This window comes from Deinococcus sp. YIM 134068 (assembly GCF_036543075.1).
Classification (GTDB): domain Bacteria; phylum Deinococcota; class Deinococci; order Deinococcales; family Deinococcaceae; genus Deinococcus; species Deinococcus lichenicola.
In genome coordinates this window covers 140393-156213 of the sequence record NZ_JAZHPF010000003.1, presented here as the reverse complement: position 1 = coordinate 156213, position 15821 = coordinate 140393, and the positions used below count along the sequence as shown (strand labels likewise).

General features: G+C 70.4%; 12 protein-coding genes. 7 read left to right on the top strand and 5 right to left on the bottom strand.

Going from position 1 to position 15821, the window contains the following annotated elements; translation table 11 throughout:
- Positions 1 to 175: 175 nt before the first annotated feature.
- Entirely contained in the window at positions 176 to 964 is a 789-nt protein-coding gene (locus V3W47_RS05095; protein ID WP_331824099.1) for an inositol monophosphatase family protein, read from the top strand.
- Positions 965 to 1141: a hypothetical protein gene (locus tag V3W47_RS05090; RefSeq protein WP_331824098.1), complete on the top strand. Its 177-nt coding sequence runs from the start codon at positions 965 to 967 to the stop codon at positions 1139 to 1141. It abuts the gene before it with no gap.
- Positions 1142 to 1331: 190 nt separating this feature from the next.
- Here the strand turns inward: V3W47_RS05090 and V3W47_RS05085 are convergent, their stop codons facing one another.
- Positions 1332 to 1799, bottom strand: coding sequence for a hypothetical protein (locus V3W47_RS05085; RefSeq protein WP_331824097.1), 468 nt, complete (start codon positions 1797 to 1799; stop codon positions 1332 to 1334).
- Positions 1800 to 1925: 126 nt separating this feature from the next.
- Here V3W47_RS05085 and glgP point away from each other — a divergent pair, with 126 nt between their 5' ends.
- Both glgP and V3W47_RS05075 read left to right on the top strand, forming a co-directional pair.
- On the top strand, positions 1926 to 4442 hold the full coding sequence (glgP, locus tag V3W47_RS05080) for an alpha-glucan family phosphorylase (protein ID WP_331824096.1): 2517 nt from the start codon (positions 1926 to 1928) through the stop codon (positions 4440 to 4442).
- 93 nt (positions 4443 to 4535) lie between these two features.
- Entirely contained in the window at positions 4536 to 5423 is an 888-nt protein-coding gene (locus V3W47_RS05075) for an EamA family transporter (RefSeq protein WP_331824095.1), read from the top strand.
- 52 nt (positions 5424 to 5475) lie between these two features.
- Here the strand turns inward: V3W47_RS05075 and V3W47_RS05070 are convergent, their stop codons facing one another.
- The 4 genes from V3W47_RS05070 to recN all read right to left on the bottom strand — a co-directional run bounded on the left by V3W47_RS05070 (position 5476) and on the right by recN (position 10874).
- Positions 5476 to 5841 carry an immunity 8 family protein gene (locus V3W47_RS05070; protein WP_331824094.1) on the bottom strand — a complete coding sequence of 122 codons (366 nt, stop codon included), beginning with the start codon at positions 5839 to 5841 and terminating at the stop codon, positions 5476 to 5478.
- Positions 5842 to 5864: 23 nt separating this feature from the next.
- A complete protein-coding gene (gene pckA / locus V3W47_RS05065) occupies positions 5865 to 7454 on the bottom strand; it encodes a phosphoenolpyruvate carboxykinase (ATP) (RefSeq protein ID WP_331824093.1) in 1590 nt (529 codons plus the stop codon).
- A 225-nt stretch (positions 7455 to 7679) separates the two neighbouring features.
- Positions 7680 to 8861, bottom strand: a complete 1182-nt coding sequence (locus V3W47_RS05060) for a protease complex subunit PrcB family protein (RefSeq protein WP_331824092.1) — start codon at positions 8859 to 8861, stop codon at positions 7680 to 7682.
- Between the two features lie 318 nt (positions 8862 to 9179).
- Positions 9180 to 10874 (bottom strand): DNA repair protein RecN, encoded by a 1695-nt coding sequence (gene recN, locus V3W47_RS05055; RefSeq protein WP_331824091.1) that lies wholly within the window; start codon positions 10872 to 10874, stop codon positions 9180 to 9182.
- A 208-nt stretch (positions 10875 to 11082) separates the two neighbouring features.
- On the opposite strand from recN, the gene V3W47_RS05050 reads away from it, so the two are divergent.
- From V3W47_RS05050 to V3W47_RS05040, 3 genes are all read left to right on the top strand, one after another.
- Entirely contained in the window at positions 11083 to 12378 is a 1296-nt protein-coding gene (locus tag V3W47_RS05050) for a hypothetical protein (protein ID WP_331824090.1), read from the top strand.
- A gap of 186 nt (positions 12379 to 12564) precedes the next feature.
- Entirely contained in the window at positions 12565 to 15099 is a 2535-nt protein-coding gene (locus V3W47_RS05045) for a U32 family peptidase (RefSeq protein WP_442877205.1), read from the top strand.
- A gap of 97 nt (positions 15100 to 15196) precedes the next feature.
- Entirely contained in the window at positions 15197 to 15721 is a 525-nt protein-coding gene (locus V3W47_RS05040; protein WP_331824088.1) for a DUF402 domain-containing protein, read from the top strand.
- Positions 15722 to 15821: the final 100 nt, after the last annotated feature.

Sequence of the window (15821 nt, the reverse complement as noted above, 5' to 3'; positions counted from 1 at the left end):
AAAAGGGAGCCTGATCGGGACCCCTTCCCCGGCGCGATATCCAGAATCTGTCGCGGTTGTCGAGCTGGTCGCTGGAAGCTGGCGGCTAGCGGTTGACCCCCTCCCCCCCACCGCCTTGAGCCACCCTGAAGACCCGTGTCCCCGCCGCCGTCTCCATCGCCTACACTTGCCCCGTATGACCGACCTCGCCCCGGCCCTGTCCGTCGCCGTGGAGGCCGCCCGCGCCGCCGGGGCCATTCACCTCGCCTACGCCGGGAAGGCGCTGAACATCCGCTCCAAGACCACCTACAGCGACCTCGTGACGGAGGTGGACGCCCTGTCCGAGGCCGCCATCAGAGAGATCATCGCCCGCGCCTACCCCGATCACGCGGTCCTCGGGGAGGAGGAGGGGCTGGCGGGTCTGGAGGACGCCTCCCACCGCTGGGTCGTGGACCCGCTGGACGGCACCGTGAACTACGCGCACGGCTTCCCCGTCTCCTGCGTGAGCGTGGGACTGGAGGAACGCGGCGAGCGGGTCGTCGGCGTCGTGTACGACCCCAACCGCGACGAACTGTTCACCGCCACGCGCGGCTGCGGGGCCTTCCTGAACGGCCAGCCCATCCGCGTGAGCGAGACGCCCGGCCTCACCACCCCGGCGCTCGTGTCCACCGGCTTTCCATACGACGCGAGCGGGGGCGGCAACCTCACCCTCGTCGCGCGGCTGCTGCGGCTCGGGGTGCCCGTCCGCCGTCCGGGGGCCGCCGCGCTGGACCTGTGCAACGTCGCCTGCGGGCGCATGGACGCCTACTGGGAGTTCGGCCTCAAGCCCTGGGACAGCGCCGCCGGAAGCCTGATCGTGGAGGAGGCGGGCGGCAGCGTCACCGACCGGGCGGGGGCCGCCACCCCCTACGCCCCCATGATCGTCGCCACCAACGGCCACCTCCACGCCGAACTCCTCGCCCTGCTGCGCGAGGAGGAGGGCTGAGTGCTGCCCGTCCTCCTCACCCTCCTGATCGTGCTGCTCAACGTCGGCGGGGTCGCCAGCATCCTGCTGCAATTCGGGCATGGCGAGTGGTCGCCCGCCATGAGGTCCACGGCGCTGCTGCTGGGGCTGGATGTGGTCGGGCTGTGGCTGCTGCGGAGGTTGCGGGAGCCGGGGTAGGGGAGGGAGTTAGGCGGTGAGGTCACTGCGTCGCCCCCTCACCCCGGCCCTCTCCCACGAGGGGAGAGGGAGAGAAACAGCTCAGGCCCTTGCTTTTAGCTCCTCCCCCTTGAGGGGGAAGGCCGGGTGGGAGTAAACGGGCCGGGCCTCCCCAGCAATCCTGCCCGTCAACTCCTCCTCACCCTCGCACTCACCCTTTCAGCACCGCCGTCAGATGCTTTTGCAGCGCCTTCAACACGGGCGCACTCTTCAGACACGCCGCCAGCGCCCGCGCCGCGTGGTGCTCACTCCCCCGCATCCCCTCCTCCAGATGCGCGGCGACCGTGGGGTGGAGCCGCCCGCCCGCATACAGCGCCGAGGCCAGCAGGTCATCCACGGGGAGACGGACGTGGAGTTCGCCGTCCAGCGTCACCGTCTCCACCACCGCCCGGCCCCGCTCGTCGGCGGTCAGGTGGGCGTGGAGGGGCCGCCCGGCGTGGCGCGAGACCTGCTCGACCGTGGGGAGAAGGGCGTTCACGAGGTTCGTGACGAGGCTCAGTCCGAGGAGGTGGGCGCGGGCCACGTCCGCCTCCCCGGTGCCGAGCGTCTGCGCCAGCCGCCGCGCGAGGCGTTCCCCCTCCTCACGCAACAGGGCCTGTGGATCATCCGAGGTCGTCATCGTGCCCCCAGCGTAACGGTCCGGAAGCGCGGCGTCTGCTGTCTGGACAGGACGTATTTTTGGCGTGCAGGACGACATACAACCCCCGCATTCGCCCATGAGACGATGGTGTAGTCTCAGCGGGATATGAACGTCATCGGCAAGGTCACCGTGCTTCCCCAACTGCCTCCCGCCATCGGGCGGCTGTCCGAACTCGCCTACAACCTCTACTGGTCCTGGACGCCGCACGCCCAGGCGCTCTACCAGGAACTCGACGCAGAGGCGTGGGAGACCTACCAGCACAACCCGGTCCGCACGCTGCTGGAGGTCTCGCAGGAGAGGTTGACCCGCGCCGCCGCCAACGCCGACTACGTGGCCCGCTACGAGCGGGTGATGGCCGAGTTCGACGCCTACATGACCAAGCGCGACACGTGGGCGAGCAAGAACGCCGCCGACCTCGCGCCCGTCGCCTACTTCAGCATGGAGTACGGCTATCACGAGTCGCTGCCGATCTACTCCGGCGGCCTCGGCGTGCTGGCGGGCGACCATTGCAAGAGCGCGTCCGACCTCGGGCTGCCCTTCACGGCGGTGGGGATGCTGTTCCATCAGGGCTACTTCCGCCAGATGTTCAACAAGGACGGCTGGCAGGAGGAGGCCTACGACGAGCTGGACCTGACCACCCTGCCCATCCGGCCCGCGCTGACCGCCGACGGTGAGGAGGCCCGCGTCAGCGTGCAGATCGGGAGCCGCACCGTCCACATCCGCGTGTGGGAACTCGCGGTGGGACGCATCAAGGTGCTGCTCCTCGACGCCAACGTGCCCGAGAACAGCGAGGAGGACCGCAAGCTCACCGCCCGGCTGTACGGCGGCAACCAGGAACTGCGCGTCCAGCAGTACGTGCTGCTCGGCGTGGCAGGCATCCGGGCGCTGCGGCTGCTGAACGTCCCCGCCGGGGTTTACCACATGAACGAGGGCCACGCCGCCCTCCTCGGGCTGGAGCGGGTGCGCGAGTACGTCGCCGGGGGGCTGGACTTCCGCGCCGCCGTGGAGACGGTGGCGAGCAGCACGCTCTTCACGACCCACACGCCCGTCCCCGCCGGGAACGACGCCTTCGCCTACGACCTGATGGACCGCTACCTCGGCCAGTGGCCCGGCCTGCTGGGAGCGGGCCGCGACGACCTGTACGCCCTCGCCCGCCACGAGCAGTTCTGGGACGGCCACTGGGTCCCCACCTTCTCCATGACCGTCTTCGCCCTGAACATGAGCCGCGCGGCGAACGGCGTCTCCGAACTCCACGGCGAGGTCAGCCGCGACATGTGGCGTTTCCTGTACGAGGGGGCCGAGGCGGGCGAGGTGCCCATCGGCCACGTGACGAACGGGGCGCACAACCTCACCTTCACCTCCCAGCCCATGCGCGACCTGCTGGGCACGGTGCTGCCCGCCGACTGGACCGAGCGGCTGGAGGACGAGGCGATGTGGGAGGCGGTGGAGCAGCTCACCGACACCCAACTCTCCGACGTGCAGTTGGAGATGAAGCGCGAGATGGTGACGTTCGTGCGCCGCAGCCTCCGCAATCAGATGCTCCGCAACGGGGCCAGCGCCGCCGACGTGGCCGCCACCGACACGGTGCTGTCCGAGAACGCGCTCACCATCGGTTTCGCCCGCAGATTTGCCACATACAAGCGCGCGACGCTGCTCTTCCGCGACAAGGCCCGCCTCAGCCGCATCGTGAACGACCCCGACCGCCCCGTGCAGTTCGTCTTCGCGGGTAAGGCGCACCCCGCCGACAACCCCGGCAAGGCGTTCATCCAGGAGATCTACCGCGTCTCGCAGGAGCCGGAGTTCCGGGGCAAGATCGTGATTCTGGAAAATTACGACATGAACGTGGCCCGCCACCTCGTGCAGGGGGTGGACATCTGGCTGAACAACCCGCGCCGCCCGCTGGAGGCCTCCGGGACGAGCGGCATGAAGGCGAGCTTCAACGGGTCGCCCAACTTCTCCATCCTCGACGGCTGGTGGCGTGAGGGCTACGACGAGACGAACGGCTGGCCCATCGGCGAGGAGCGCGAGTACAGCGACCTCCACGTTCAGGACGACGCCGACGCCTACAGCATGTATGGGACGCTGGAGGGCGAGATCGTGCCCCTGTACTACGGCAGCGGCGGGCAGCGGAGCGGCTGGGCGAGGACGGTGCGCCGGGCCATCCAGACGGTCAGCCCGCGCTTCTCCATGCAGCGGCAGGTCATCGACTACGTGCAGAAGTTCTACCTGCCGCTGACCGGGCGCGGGGCGGAGGTCGCCGCCGAGGGCGGGAAGCGTGCCCGCGAGATCGCCGCGTGGAAGACCTGGGTGCGCCAGCAGTGGCCCTACACGACCCTGCACGCCACCGCCCACCTGCCCACGACCGCCAAGCCCGGCGAGCGCGTGGAGGTCCGCGCGAGCGTCAACCCCGCCGGAATCCGCCCCGAGGAGCTTCAGGTCGAGGCCGTCCTCAAGCGCGGCGACCACGTGACCCGCGTGCCCCTCGCCCACGACGGCGACGGCAAGTTCAGCGCGCAGGTGCCGCTCGACGACAGCGGCCTGTACTCGGTCGGCGTGCGGATGGTGCCGGAGATCGAGGGCCTGAGCAACCCGCTGGAGGCGGGGCTGATCAAGTGGGCGTGAGGGGGTAGCTGTCAGCCGTCAGCTCTCAGCCATCAGCAGGGCCGCTCTCGCCGCATCGTCGGTGGGGGCGGCCTCGTTTCGGACGGGGGCATAATGGCGCGTGTGCGCCGTGCCCTGACCTCGCCTCCTCCCATTCCGGCGCTCGTCCTCTCCATGCTGAGCATTCAGGGTGGGGCCGCCTTCGCCAAGACGCTCTTTCCCACGCTCGGCGCGGCGGGGACCACCGCCCTGCGCGTCACGCTCGCCGCCGCCCTCCTGAGCCTGATCTTCCGACCCCGGCTGCGGGACCTCACGGCGGAGGCGTGGCGGGCCGTCCTGCCCTACGGCGCGGCCCTCGGCCTGATGAACCTCGCCTTCTACCTCTCGCTGACGCGGCTGCCGCTGGGGCTGGCCGTCACGCTGGAGTTCGTGGGGCCGCTGGTGCTGTCGCTCGTGCTGTCACGCCGCGCGGCGGACCTCGCGTGGGTGGGGCTGGCGGCGCTCGGCATCGTCCTCATCGCGCCGCACGGGGGGGAGGGGGGTGGCCTCGATCCCCTCGGCGCGGCGCTGGCGCTCACTGCCGGGGCGTTCTGGGCGCTCTACATCCTCGCGGGCGGGGCGGTCGGGCGGCGGGTGCCGGGCGTCACGGGCGTCGTCGCGGGAATGCTCGTCGCGGCGGTCATCACTCTGCCCTTTGGGATCGTCCAAGCGGGCGGTGGATTACTCGCCCCCACCGCTCTCCTCGCTGGCCTCGCCGTCGCCGTGCTCTCCAGCGCCCTGCCCTACAGCCTGGAGATGGCCGCTCTGCGCGCCCTGCCCGCCCGCGTCTTCGGCGTGCTGATGAGCCTCGAACCCGCCCTCGCCGCCCTGAGCGGCCTGCTCTTCCTGAGCGAGCGCCTGACCCTGTTGCAATGGCTGGCGATGGGCTGCGTGATCGCCGCCAGCGCGGGCATCAGCCTGAGCGGCGGGCGACAGGTAGTGGAGGGGGAACCGGCGAATTGAGGGAGTTGAAGGGCTAATCCTTGCGAGATGAGAAGCCATTCGTCAAGCAACTTCAGGAATCGGGCTGGTAATCTTCAAACTCCCACGCCCCAAAGCGGCTCAGTCTTCGAGCTATCTCACTCCAATCGGTTCCCAGGCATCTTGAAACGTGTCGCTCCACAGCTCTTTTGATAAGAGCTGCGTCGTACTCAAGCACGATGAGCATATGTCGTCCCCAGACGTATTTTTCGTCGGCGTGCTCTTGCTTGAGCCAATCTGGCGTACACACGAACACGTCAAACGACTCGGCTGCATCGCTGCCTTCCGGTCCTATCATCAGACGAAGCGAAAACCCGAAGTTGCCCTCGGTTTCCGGCCAATAATCCTGTAGAGGAGAAGCCAGGTCTGGAGAAAACATCTCCTTGAGTTCCGCTCTCATGGGTTACACCGTCCGGGAAGGTCTTACGCCTCCCCATGCTCCGGCATACTCGCCGTGATCGCCGGGTCCACCCCATCCTCGAACCGCCTGAAGTTCTCGCGGAACATTCCGGCCAGCTTGCGGGCGGTGTGGTCGTAGGCGTCCGCGTCGGCCCAGGCGTCGCGCGGATTCAGCACCTCGCTCGGCACACCGGGGACCTCGGTCGGAATCTCCAGATTGAAGAACGGCTCGCGGACGAACTCCACCCCGTCCAACTCGCCGGAGAGCGCGGCGTTGATGAGGCGGCGGGTGTGCCGGATGCTCATGCGGTGGCCCTGGCCGTACTGCCCCCCCGTCCAGCCCGTGTTGACGAGCCAGACGCGAGCGCCGCTCTCCTGCACCTTCTTTGCCAGCAGCCGGGCGTACTCGCCGGGGTGACGGGGCATGAAGGGCGCGCCGAAGCAGGTGGAGAAGGTCGGGCTGGGTTCGGTCACGCCGTCCTCGGTGCCCGGAATCTTGGCGGTGAAGCCGCTGATGAACTGGTACATCGTCTGCTCGGGCGTGAGGCGGCTCAGTGGCGGCAGCACCCCGAAGGCGTCGGCGGTCAGGAAGACGATGTTCTGCGGATGCCCGGCCCGGCCCTCCTCCACGATGTTGTCGATCTGCGTGATGGGATAGGCGCTGCGGGTGTTCTCGGTCAGCGAGCCGTCGTCCAGATCGGGCGTGCCGTCCCCGCGCAGCACGACGTTCTCCAGCACCGTGCCGTAGGTCCGCGTGGTGCGGTGGATGGCGGGTTCGGCCTCCGGGTTGAGGTTGATCACCTTCGCGTAGCAGCCGCCCTCGAAGTTGAAGACGCCCGTATCCGTCCAGCCGTGCTCGTCGTCACCGATGAGTTTGCGGGCGGGGTCGGCGCTCAGGGTCGTCTTGCCGGTGCCGCTCAGGCCGAAGAAGAGGGCCACGTCGCCGTCCGGTCCCACATTGGCCGAGCAGTGCATGGGCATCACGCCCGCCTCCGGCAGCAGGAAGTTCAGCACCCCGAAGATGCCCTTCTTGTTCTCGCCCGCGTACTGGGTGCCGCCCGCGATGATCATCTTCCGGCTGAAGTTCACGAGGATGAAAGTCTCGCTCCGGGTGCCGTCCGTCTCCGGGTCCGCCCGGAAGGAGGGGATGTTCAGCACCGTCCAATCGGGCTGGAACGTCTCCACCTCCGCCTCGGTGGGCCGCACGAACATGTTCCGCACGAACAGCGAGTGGTACGCCATCTCCGTCACCACGCGCACGGCGAGGCGGTGGGCGGGGTCGGTGCCCGCGTACACGTCCTGCACGAAGAGTTCCCGGCCCTCGGCGAAGGCGGTCATCTTCCCCAGCAGGCGGTCGAAGACTTCCGGGCGGATCGGCGTGTTGAAGCCGCCCCACCACACCGTCTCGCGGGTGAGGTCGTCCTCCACGATGAAGCGGTCCTTCGGGCTGCGGCCCTTCTTGTTCGTCCGCACGGCCAGCGGTCCGCCCGCCGCCCGCTCCCCCTCGCCCAGCCGCAGGGCGGCCTCGTACAGCTCGTCCACGCCGGGGTTGTGGTGCAGGGTCGCGTTCTGGATACCTAGGGTTTGCAGGGGGTTGGGGCTGGTCAGGCTCATGGGGGGCCTCCGGGGAAGGTGAGGGGGCGGCGAGATGGACGAGGACTAAGGTTGCTTAATCTTTGCCCGTGAAGCGGTTCCATTCCAAACTTGGTGTTGTCACGGGCCGGGAAACACCCGCGCATGCAAGGCACGAAAGGCAAGGTTTGGGGCAGAAGGTGCAAGGGCGAAAAAGAAAAGGGGCACCCGGTCGTTCAGGTGCCTCCTTCTCGGGGTGATGTAGGTTTATCGGGTCTGGCCGCCGCCCGCCCCAGTGGGAAGCGGATTGCCCTGCGCGTCCACGACGCGGACCTCGCGGTAGGCACCGGGAACACGCACCAGGGTCCACGGGCTGGTGATCGCCTGGGTGGTGATGCTGCCCGCGCCGGGAGAGCGGACCTCGGCGGTGAGGGTGAGGACGCCGTTCTGAGCGCTGGCCCCGGTGACGCGCACGCTGTAGCCGCCCGTGGGCCGCTGCCCGAGGAAGACGCCGACGACCGTGCTGCCCGCCGTGACGCTGGGCACGGCGGGGGTGCCCGTCTGCCGCCCGTAGGCGAGGCCATACAACGCGCTGACGGCTCCCTGGGTGGCCGCCACCTGCACGGAGGACGTGGTGACGGCGGCGTTCGTGCCGCTGGCGAGTTCGGTAAAGCTCACGCGCACCCCCTGACTGGCGACGGGCTGGCCGCTGCCGGGCAGCGTTGTTCCGGGCTGGGTCGTGCCGGGCGTGCCCGTTCCCGGTGCGGTGGTTCCCGGCGTCGGCGTGATGGTCACGGTGCCCGTGACGCTTCCCGCCGGAACGACCGTCCGCACCCCGGAGAGGACGTACAGAGCGGTGCGGCGGTACTCGCCCGGCCTCGGCTCCACGGTGAGGGCCGGGTCGGGCACGGTCGCCTCGTTGAGGACGGCCACGGCGAGCGGCCCCTGATTGAGGAACGCGGCGCTCAGGGCGTCGGCCTCGGTCTCGGTCAGGTTGCCCGCGCCACGCAGCCCGGCGACGGCGGTGCCGCGCAGGCCCGCGCCGGACGCGGCGCTCAGGCGGCTCCACGCCCGCCCGTCGGTATAGAACACGGTGCCCGCCGCCTCGTTGAGCGTCACGTCGAACAGGCCGCGCGTGTCGCGCGTCACGGCGAGCTTGGGCGTCACGGCGGCGGTGGGGACGCGGTAGGTCGCCCTGCCGTTCACGCTCAGGGTGCCCGCCACGGCGAGGGGGTCGGGCACCTGGGCGCGCAGTTCGACGGTGGCGCTGCCGAGCTTCACACTGCTCTGGGCGGTCCCCCGCAGGTCGCCGTACACCCACACGATGCGTTCCTGGGTGCCGCCGTACAGCAGCACCTCGTGAACCCGCAGGTTGCCGGGGCCGGTCATGGAGCAGCCCGCGAGGAGGCCCGCGCCCAGCGTGAGCGCGGCGGTCAGGGTCTTCTTCATGAGATCAGCTTAGGGGCGGCGTCTGACGACCGACTGAAGCTCACCTTCAGACAACACCCACGCTGGGGACGGGGGAGGGGGAAAGGGGTCGCCGGGGGCGAACGGGCCTGGCCTCCAACTCAACTTGGAGTGTCTCGGAAGCCACACCAGCAGGGCAAGCCGCGCTTGCCACCCCTCTGCCCGGCCCTCTGCCTCGCAGCTCGCCGAGTCACCCGCAAGGGGAGAGGGGGAACAACACCCACCCCTTGCATCGGACGTTCCGTTCAAGAGATAGAAGGCCGCGTGACCTCTGGCGACTGAATGCTGGCGACTCCTCCCTCAGCTCGCCGCCGCCCGCCGCCCCAGCAGCTCCCGCGCGTGCGTGAGCGCCGCCTCCGAAGTGTTGCCGCTGAGCATCCGCGCGATTTCCTCCAGCCGCTCGCGCTCGTTCAGGAGCCGGACGTGGCTGACGGTGCGCCCCTCCTCGACGTGTTTCTCCACCTTGTAGTGGTGGTCGGCGTGGGCGGCGATCTGGGCGAGATGGGTGACGACGAGGACCTGCCGCTCCCGCGCCAGCCGCCCGAGTTGCGCGGCCACCGCCAGCGCCGCCGCCCCGCCGATCCCGGCGTCCACCTCGTCGAAGACGACGGCGGGAGTCTCGGCACCGAGGACCGTGGAGATCGCCAGCATCACGCGCGACAGCTCGCCGCCCGAGGCCACGTCCGCGAGCGGGCCGAGGTCCTCGCCGGGGTTGGCGGTGAAGTGGAGCGTCACGTCGCTCAGGCCCGAGGGACCGGGCTGGGGCAGGGGCGTCAGCCGGAACTCCAGCCGGGCGTGGGGCATTCCCAGCTCGCGGATGACGGTCACGAGTTGCGCGGCGAGCGGTCCGGCCCGCCGGGTGCGGGCGGCGTCCAGGGTCTCGCCCGCGCGGACGGCCTCGCCCTGAAGCCGATTGACCTCTGCCTCCAGCGTGCCCGCGTCGCGCTCGTCGCGGTTCAACGCCTCCAACTCCGACTGCGCCGCCGCGTGGAAGGCCACTACGTCCTCCAGCGTCGGGCCGTACTTGGCGCGCAGCCTGCCGAGGGCCGTGAGCCGCGACTCCACCCGGTCGAGTTCCTCGGGATCGGGGGCGCTGTCCTCGGCCACGTCCCGCAACTCGCCCACCACGGCCTGCACGGCGTCGAGCGCCCCCCGCAACTCGCGCTGAAGCTGGGCGCTCGTCTCGTCGTACTTCGCGCCCGCATTCATCGCCTTGATCGCCTCTGCGATCATGCCCACCGCGCTCGTCTCGCCGTCGGAGAGGAGGTCGAGCGCCCCCGCCGCCCCCTGCGCGATAGTCTCCAGATTGGAGAGGCGGGTCAGCTCGGCGGAGAGCGGCTCCTCCTCGCCGGGCTGGGGGGCGACCCCCTCGATCTCGCGCACCTGGAAGGTCAGCAGGTCGAGCTGCCGCGCCCGCTCGCGCTCGCCCGCGCGCAGGTTCTCCAGCCGCGCCCTCGCCTCGCCCCATGCGCGGTAAGCCGCCGTGTAAGCCGCGACCTCCTCACCTACCTGTCTGTCGAGGAGAGAACGTTGATTGGCGGGGGTGAGTAGGCTGACCGCCGAGTGTTGCCAGTGGATTGTGAGCCGGGTGGACGCCCATTCCTGCAACTCGCGCACGGAGACGACCTCGCCGTCGAGGCGGGCGATGCCGCGTCCCTGCATGGTCACGCGTCGGCTGGCGCTGCACTCGTCGTCGCCTTCTGCCCCCCAGAAGCCGGTGACGAGGAGACCGTCCTCCCCCGTGCGGATGAGATCGGTGTTCGCCCGCGCGCCGAGCAGCAGCCCCAGCGCGTCCACGATGATGCTCTTGCCCGCGCCCGTCTCGCCGGTAAAGGCGCTGAAGCCGCCCCGGAAGTCGAGGCTCAGCTCGCGGATGGTGGCGAGGTTGCGCACCTCCAGCCGCGAGAGGGCCAGTTGCGACAGGGGCGACCCCGCCGGGGCGGGCGCGGCGGGCGTGGGCGGGGCAGCGGTGGCGGCGCGGGCCTTGCGGGTCACGCCCCCGAGTGTAGAGCGTCCGGGCGCGGGAAAAGGAGCACGGGCGTCACGGTGTCGCGGCTCGGCCCCGCGCCGGAACATGAAACCCACGTTACGGTTCACCCACGTTCAGGGGGGTTGGGACCCCGACAATGGGGCCGCGTAGCTTCCCCCGCCTCCACCGCCGAGTTGTGTGGCAAGGCGCGCGGGACGTGAAAGGAGCGCCGACATGGAGAACCTCGATTCGGACCGGGGGACGGGCCGCCGACTGCTGCTGCTGGGTGGCCTGAGCGCCCTCGCCCTGAACGCCGACGCCCGCCAGAAGGTCGTGGGCGGCACCCGCCACCTCCTCGGCACGGCGCAGGAGACGCTGGACGACACCGTGAAGCCCGCCCTCGCCAGCGCCGCGACGACCGCCGCGACCGCCGCCCAGAAAACCGCGCAGAAGACAGCGGAGACTCTGGAGACGCTGCGTGAGGAGGTGCCCGCCCGTGCCGGATCGCTGCTGGAGAGCGCTGGACATGCGGCAAGTGTCGCCGCGACCGCCGCCACCGGGGCGGGGCACGCGGCGGGGGTGGCCGCCCAGAAGACCGCCCAGAAAACCGCGCAGAAGACAATGGAGACGGTAGAGACCCTGCGCGAAGAAGTGCCCGCCCGTGTCGGCCCGCTGCTGGAGACCGCCGGACACGCGGCAGGGGTAGCTGCCACGACCGCGACGGCGGCGGCGAGCACCGCGACCGCCAAAGCTGCCGACCTCGCCCGCGACGTGCGCCAGAGCGCCGCGCACGGCCTGGAGGCGCTGAGCGAGAGCGCCCACGAGTTCGCGGAAGAGCGCCGCCGGGACGCCGGGAAGGTTCAAAAGCAGGTGAAGCGTGAGGTGGGGCGCGAGGTGCGCTCCGCGGGGGTGAAGGGGGCCAAGGCCGCCGGGAAGGCCGCCCTCTCCGTGGAGGCCCACCGCCGTCAGGCCGGGAAGGAACTCAAGGGGGCACGCCGCGATGCCGAGCGGGAACTTCGCGCCCTGCGGAAGACGTGGAGCGCCGAGCAGATCGAGCGCGCCGTCGAGAAACAGGTCGCGCCCCTCCAGCGTCAGACGATGAAGGAACTCGCCCGGCTGGAGAAGCAGGGGCGGCACCGGGGACGCGCCGTCAAGGTTGAGACCCGCCCGGCGAGAAGCGGCGGCATGGGGGGCGGTCTCGTGGGCCTCGCGCTGCTGGGGACGGGTGCCTTCGTGCTCGCCCGCGTGCCCACGGCGCGTCAGGCCATCCTCGACGCCGTGGGCCGCATGAACCCGGAGGCCGAACAGAGCCTGCGCCGCGCGGGCCGCAACGCCCGCAACCTCGTGGGGACGATGTGGCTGGAGCGCGACGAGACGGCGGCCCCGGCCCCCGCGCCCGCCGCCGCACCGAGGACCGGGGCCGCGACCACGGGCGCGACCTGGGGAGGCTCCCCCGCCGCCGGGTCGTCCGCCACTGCGGGGAGTGAAACGCCGCCCACAGGGCAGAATCCGGGGAACAAGACGAACTGATCGAGGGTTTCTGAGATGACCCATGAGGTCGCCGCCGGCGGAAGCTGGCGGCGGCCCCCTCTTTGGAATGCCTCTGCACGAGGGCTGTCGAGCGTTCCACATTCCGCTGGCCGCTGGTGGCTGGCCGCTCCCCCCGTTCCCTGCCTCACGCTCACCTCCGACTCCTTCGGATAGACTGGCGCGTTTATGGCGAGAGAGAGCGTGAAACCCGAAGTCATGAGTCCCGTCGGTGGCTGGCCGCAACTGCGCGCGGCGGTGGAGGCGGGGGCGGACGCCGTGTTCTTCGGGGTGGAGGCGTTCCACGCGCGGGCGAAGGTCGGCTTCACGAACGAGGAACTGCCCGACCTGATGCGGACGCTGCATGGGCGCGGCGTGCTGGGCTTCGTCACCTTCAATGTCCTCGTCTTCGACCGCGAGTTGCGAGAGGCCGAGCGCCAGCTCATCCACCTCGCCGAGTCGGGGGTGGACGCGATCATCGTGCAGGATCACGGGGTCGCGCGGCTGGCGCACGAGATTTGCCCCGACCTGCCCATCCACGGTTCCACGCAGATGAGCATCACCTCCGCCGAGGGGGCCGAACTCGCCCGCCGCTTCGGGGCAAGCCGCGTCGTGCTGGGCCGCGAGTTGAGCCTGCGCGACATCGGGCGCATCGCCGCGCAGACCGATGTGGAGCTGGAAACCTTCGTCCACGGGGCGCTGTGTGTCAGCTACTCCGGGCAGTGTTTCTCATCGGAGGCGTGGGGCGGGCGGAGCGCGAACCGGGGCCAGTGCGCCCAGGCGTGCCGTCTGCCCTACGAGCTGTTCGTGGACGGAGTGAGGCGCGACCTCGGCGACGCGCGCTACCTCCTCTCTCCCGGCGACCTGTACGCGCTCCATCAGGTGCCCGACCTCGTAGCCCTCGGCGTGAACTGCCTCAAGATCGAGGGCCGCTACAAGGACGCCGACTTCGTGGCCCTGACGACCGCCGCCTACCGTAAGGCCGTGGACGAGGCGTGGGCGGGCCTGCCCCTCTCCGTCACGCCGGACGAGGAGCGCGACCTGGAGCAGGTCTACTCGCGCGGCCTCGGCCCCCACTTCCTGAGCGGGACGAACCATCAGCAGGTCGTCCGTGGCCGGGCACCGAGGCACCGGGGCGTCCGCGTCGGCACCGTGCGGGGGATCACCGAGCGCGGCGTCCTCGTCGAACTGTCGGGGGAGGTGAAGCCCGGCGACGGTCTGGTGTTCGACCCCGCCAACTGGCGCACCCCGGAGGGCCGGGAGGAGGGCGGCTTCCTGTACGGCCTGTGGCAGCGCGGGCGGCAGGTGGAGACGGTCAGGCCCGGTGAGACCGCCGAACTCCGCTTCGGGCGAGGCGCGGTGGACCCGGCCCGCGTGAGGGTGGGCGACCCGGTGTGGCGCACCCACGACCCCGGTCTCGCCGCCCGCGTGAAGCCCCTCCTCGAAGCCTCCGACCCCGTTCACACCCGCCCCGTCGCCGCCCACTTCCGGGGCCACGTCGGTGAGGTGCCCACGCTGACCCTCACCGACGAGCGGGGGAGGAGCGTCACGGCAACCCTCCCTGACCCCCTCCAGCCCGCCCGGAACCGTGCGCTGGACGGGGCGACCCTCACCGAGCAACTCGGCAAGCTGGGCGGCACGGGCTACCACCTCGCCGGGCTGACGGCGGACCTGGGCGGCCCCGGCTTCCTCCCCGTCTCGGCCCTCAACGCCCTGCGGCGCGAGGCGGTGGAACGGTTGACGGCGCTGCGTGGTCAGGCCCCCGAGCGCCGGATTCAACCCCGGTTGGACGACGTGCTGCGCGAGGCCATCTCCACCCCACCACAAGCCACGAGCGACAAGCCACACCCCCGCCTCCACCTCCTCGTCCGCACTCCTGAGCAATTGGATGCGGCCATCGAGGAACGGCCCGATTCCATCACGCTCGACTATCTGGAGTTGTACGGCCTCAAGCCGAGCGTGGAGCGCGTGCGGGCGGCGGGCGTTCCCGTCCGCGTCGCCAGCCCGCGCATCCTCAAGCCGACGGAGCAGAACCTCCAGAAGTTCCTGCTGTCGCTGAAGGCCGGGGTGCTCGTGCGCTCGGGCGGGCTGCTGGAGGGCTTGCAGGGCACGCCGGACCTCCCGCCCCTGACGGGCGATTTCAGCCTCAACGCGGCGAACGTCCTCACCACGCGGGCGCTGCTGGACCTCGGCCTGACGCGGGTAACGCCCACCCACGACCTGAACGCCGCGCAGATCACCGAGCTGGCCGGGCTGGTCGGCCCGGAGCGGCTGGAGGTCGTCGCCTACGGGCACCTCCCCGTCTTTCACACCGAGCACTGCGTGTTCTGCCGCTTCCTGTCGTCGGGCACGGACTACACGAACTGCGGCCACCCCTGCGAGTCCCACCGCGTCGCCCTGCGCGACGAGCGGGGCCGGACTCACCCCGTCCTCGCCGACGTGGGCTGCCGCAACACCGTGTTCGAGGGCCGTCCGCAGGTGGCGGGCGCTCACCTGGGCGAGTGGCTGGCGGCGGGCCTGCGCGACTTCCGCCTCGAATTCGTCCACGAGACGCCCCAGGAGGTGCGCGAGGTCGTCCGCGCCCACCGCGCCTTCCTGGCGGGCGAATTGAACGGGCGGGGACTGGAAGACCGCCTGCGCGCCCTCTCCGACCAGGGCACCACCGAGGGAAGCCTCTTCGTGCCGGAGGGGTTCGACCTCCTGCCCGCGCTGCCCGTCGTGTAAGAGGCACTGGTTAGCTCATCTATTACCCATACTTCATGAAACCCCGCCTGCCAAGATGTTCACGCTCCCCGGCGGGCGTGCCCCCTTACGATGGCGCATGAGCGCGGCGGAACCCGTAAAAATCGAGCGGCACGACGTGGAGCGGCGGCAACACCACACGAACACGGGAGTTCGCCCGGTCCACACCTACCGCGAACACGCCCACGGCCTCCTCGTCGCCCGCGATTTCGTGGCTCACCCGCGCATCCGGCACTGGCAGGCCCACCTTCTCCCCGCGCTGGGCGTGCAGGTGTGCCGCTACAGCTTCCACGGCCCCCGCGAACATGACTACTACATCGACATCGCCACCGTGACGCGGGACGGCGACCTCTGGACGGTGCGTGACCATTACCTCGACGTGATCGTGCATGACGGCATGGCCGCCGAGATCGTGGACACCGACGAACTCCTCGCTGCACACGGGGCGGGTTTCATCGGCGCGGTGGAGGTGGACCATGCGGTCGCCGCCGCCCGGCAGGTCGTCTCCGGTCTGGCCCAGGCCCGCTACAGCGTGAACGACTGGCTGGCCGCGCAGGGCGTGCGGGTGGAATGGGTGGGCGTGCCCGAGTCGGTGACGGTCTGAGAGCAGCCGTGTTCTCCGCTCGAAACGTCGATCCCCGTCTGAGCCTGACCAGGCGTTGAAACCGTCCCCACCCGGCTCCCGTCTCGCGTAGCCTTCCCCC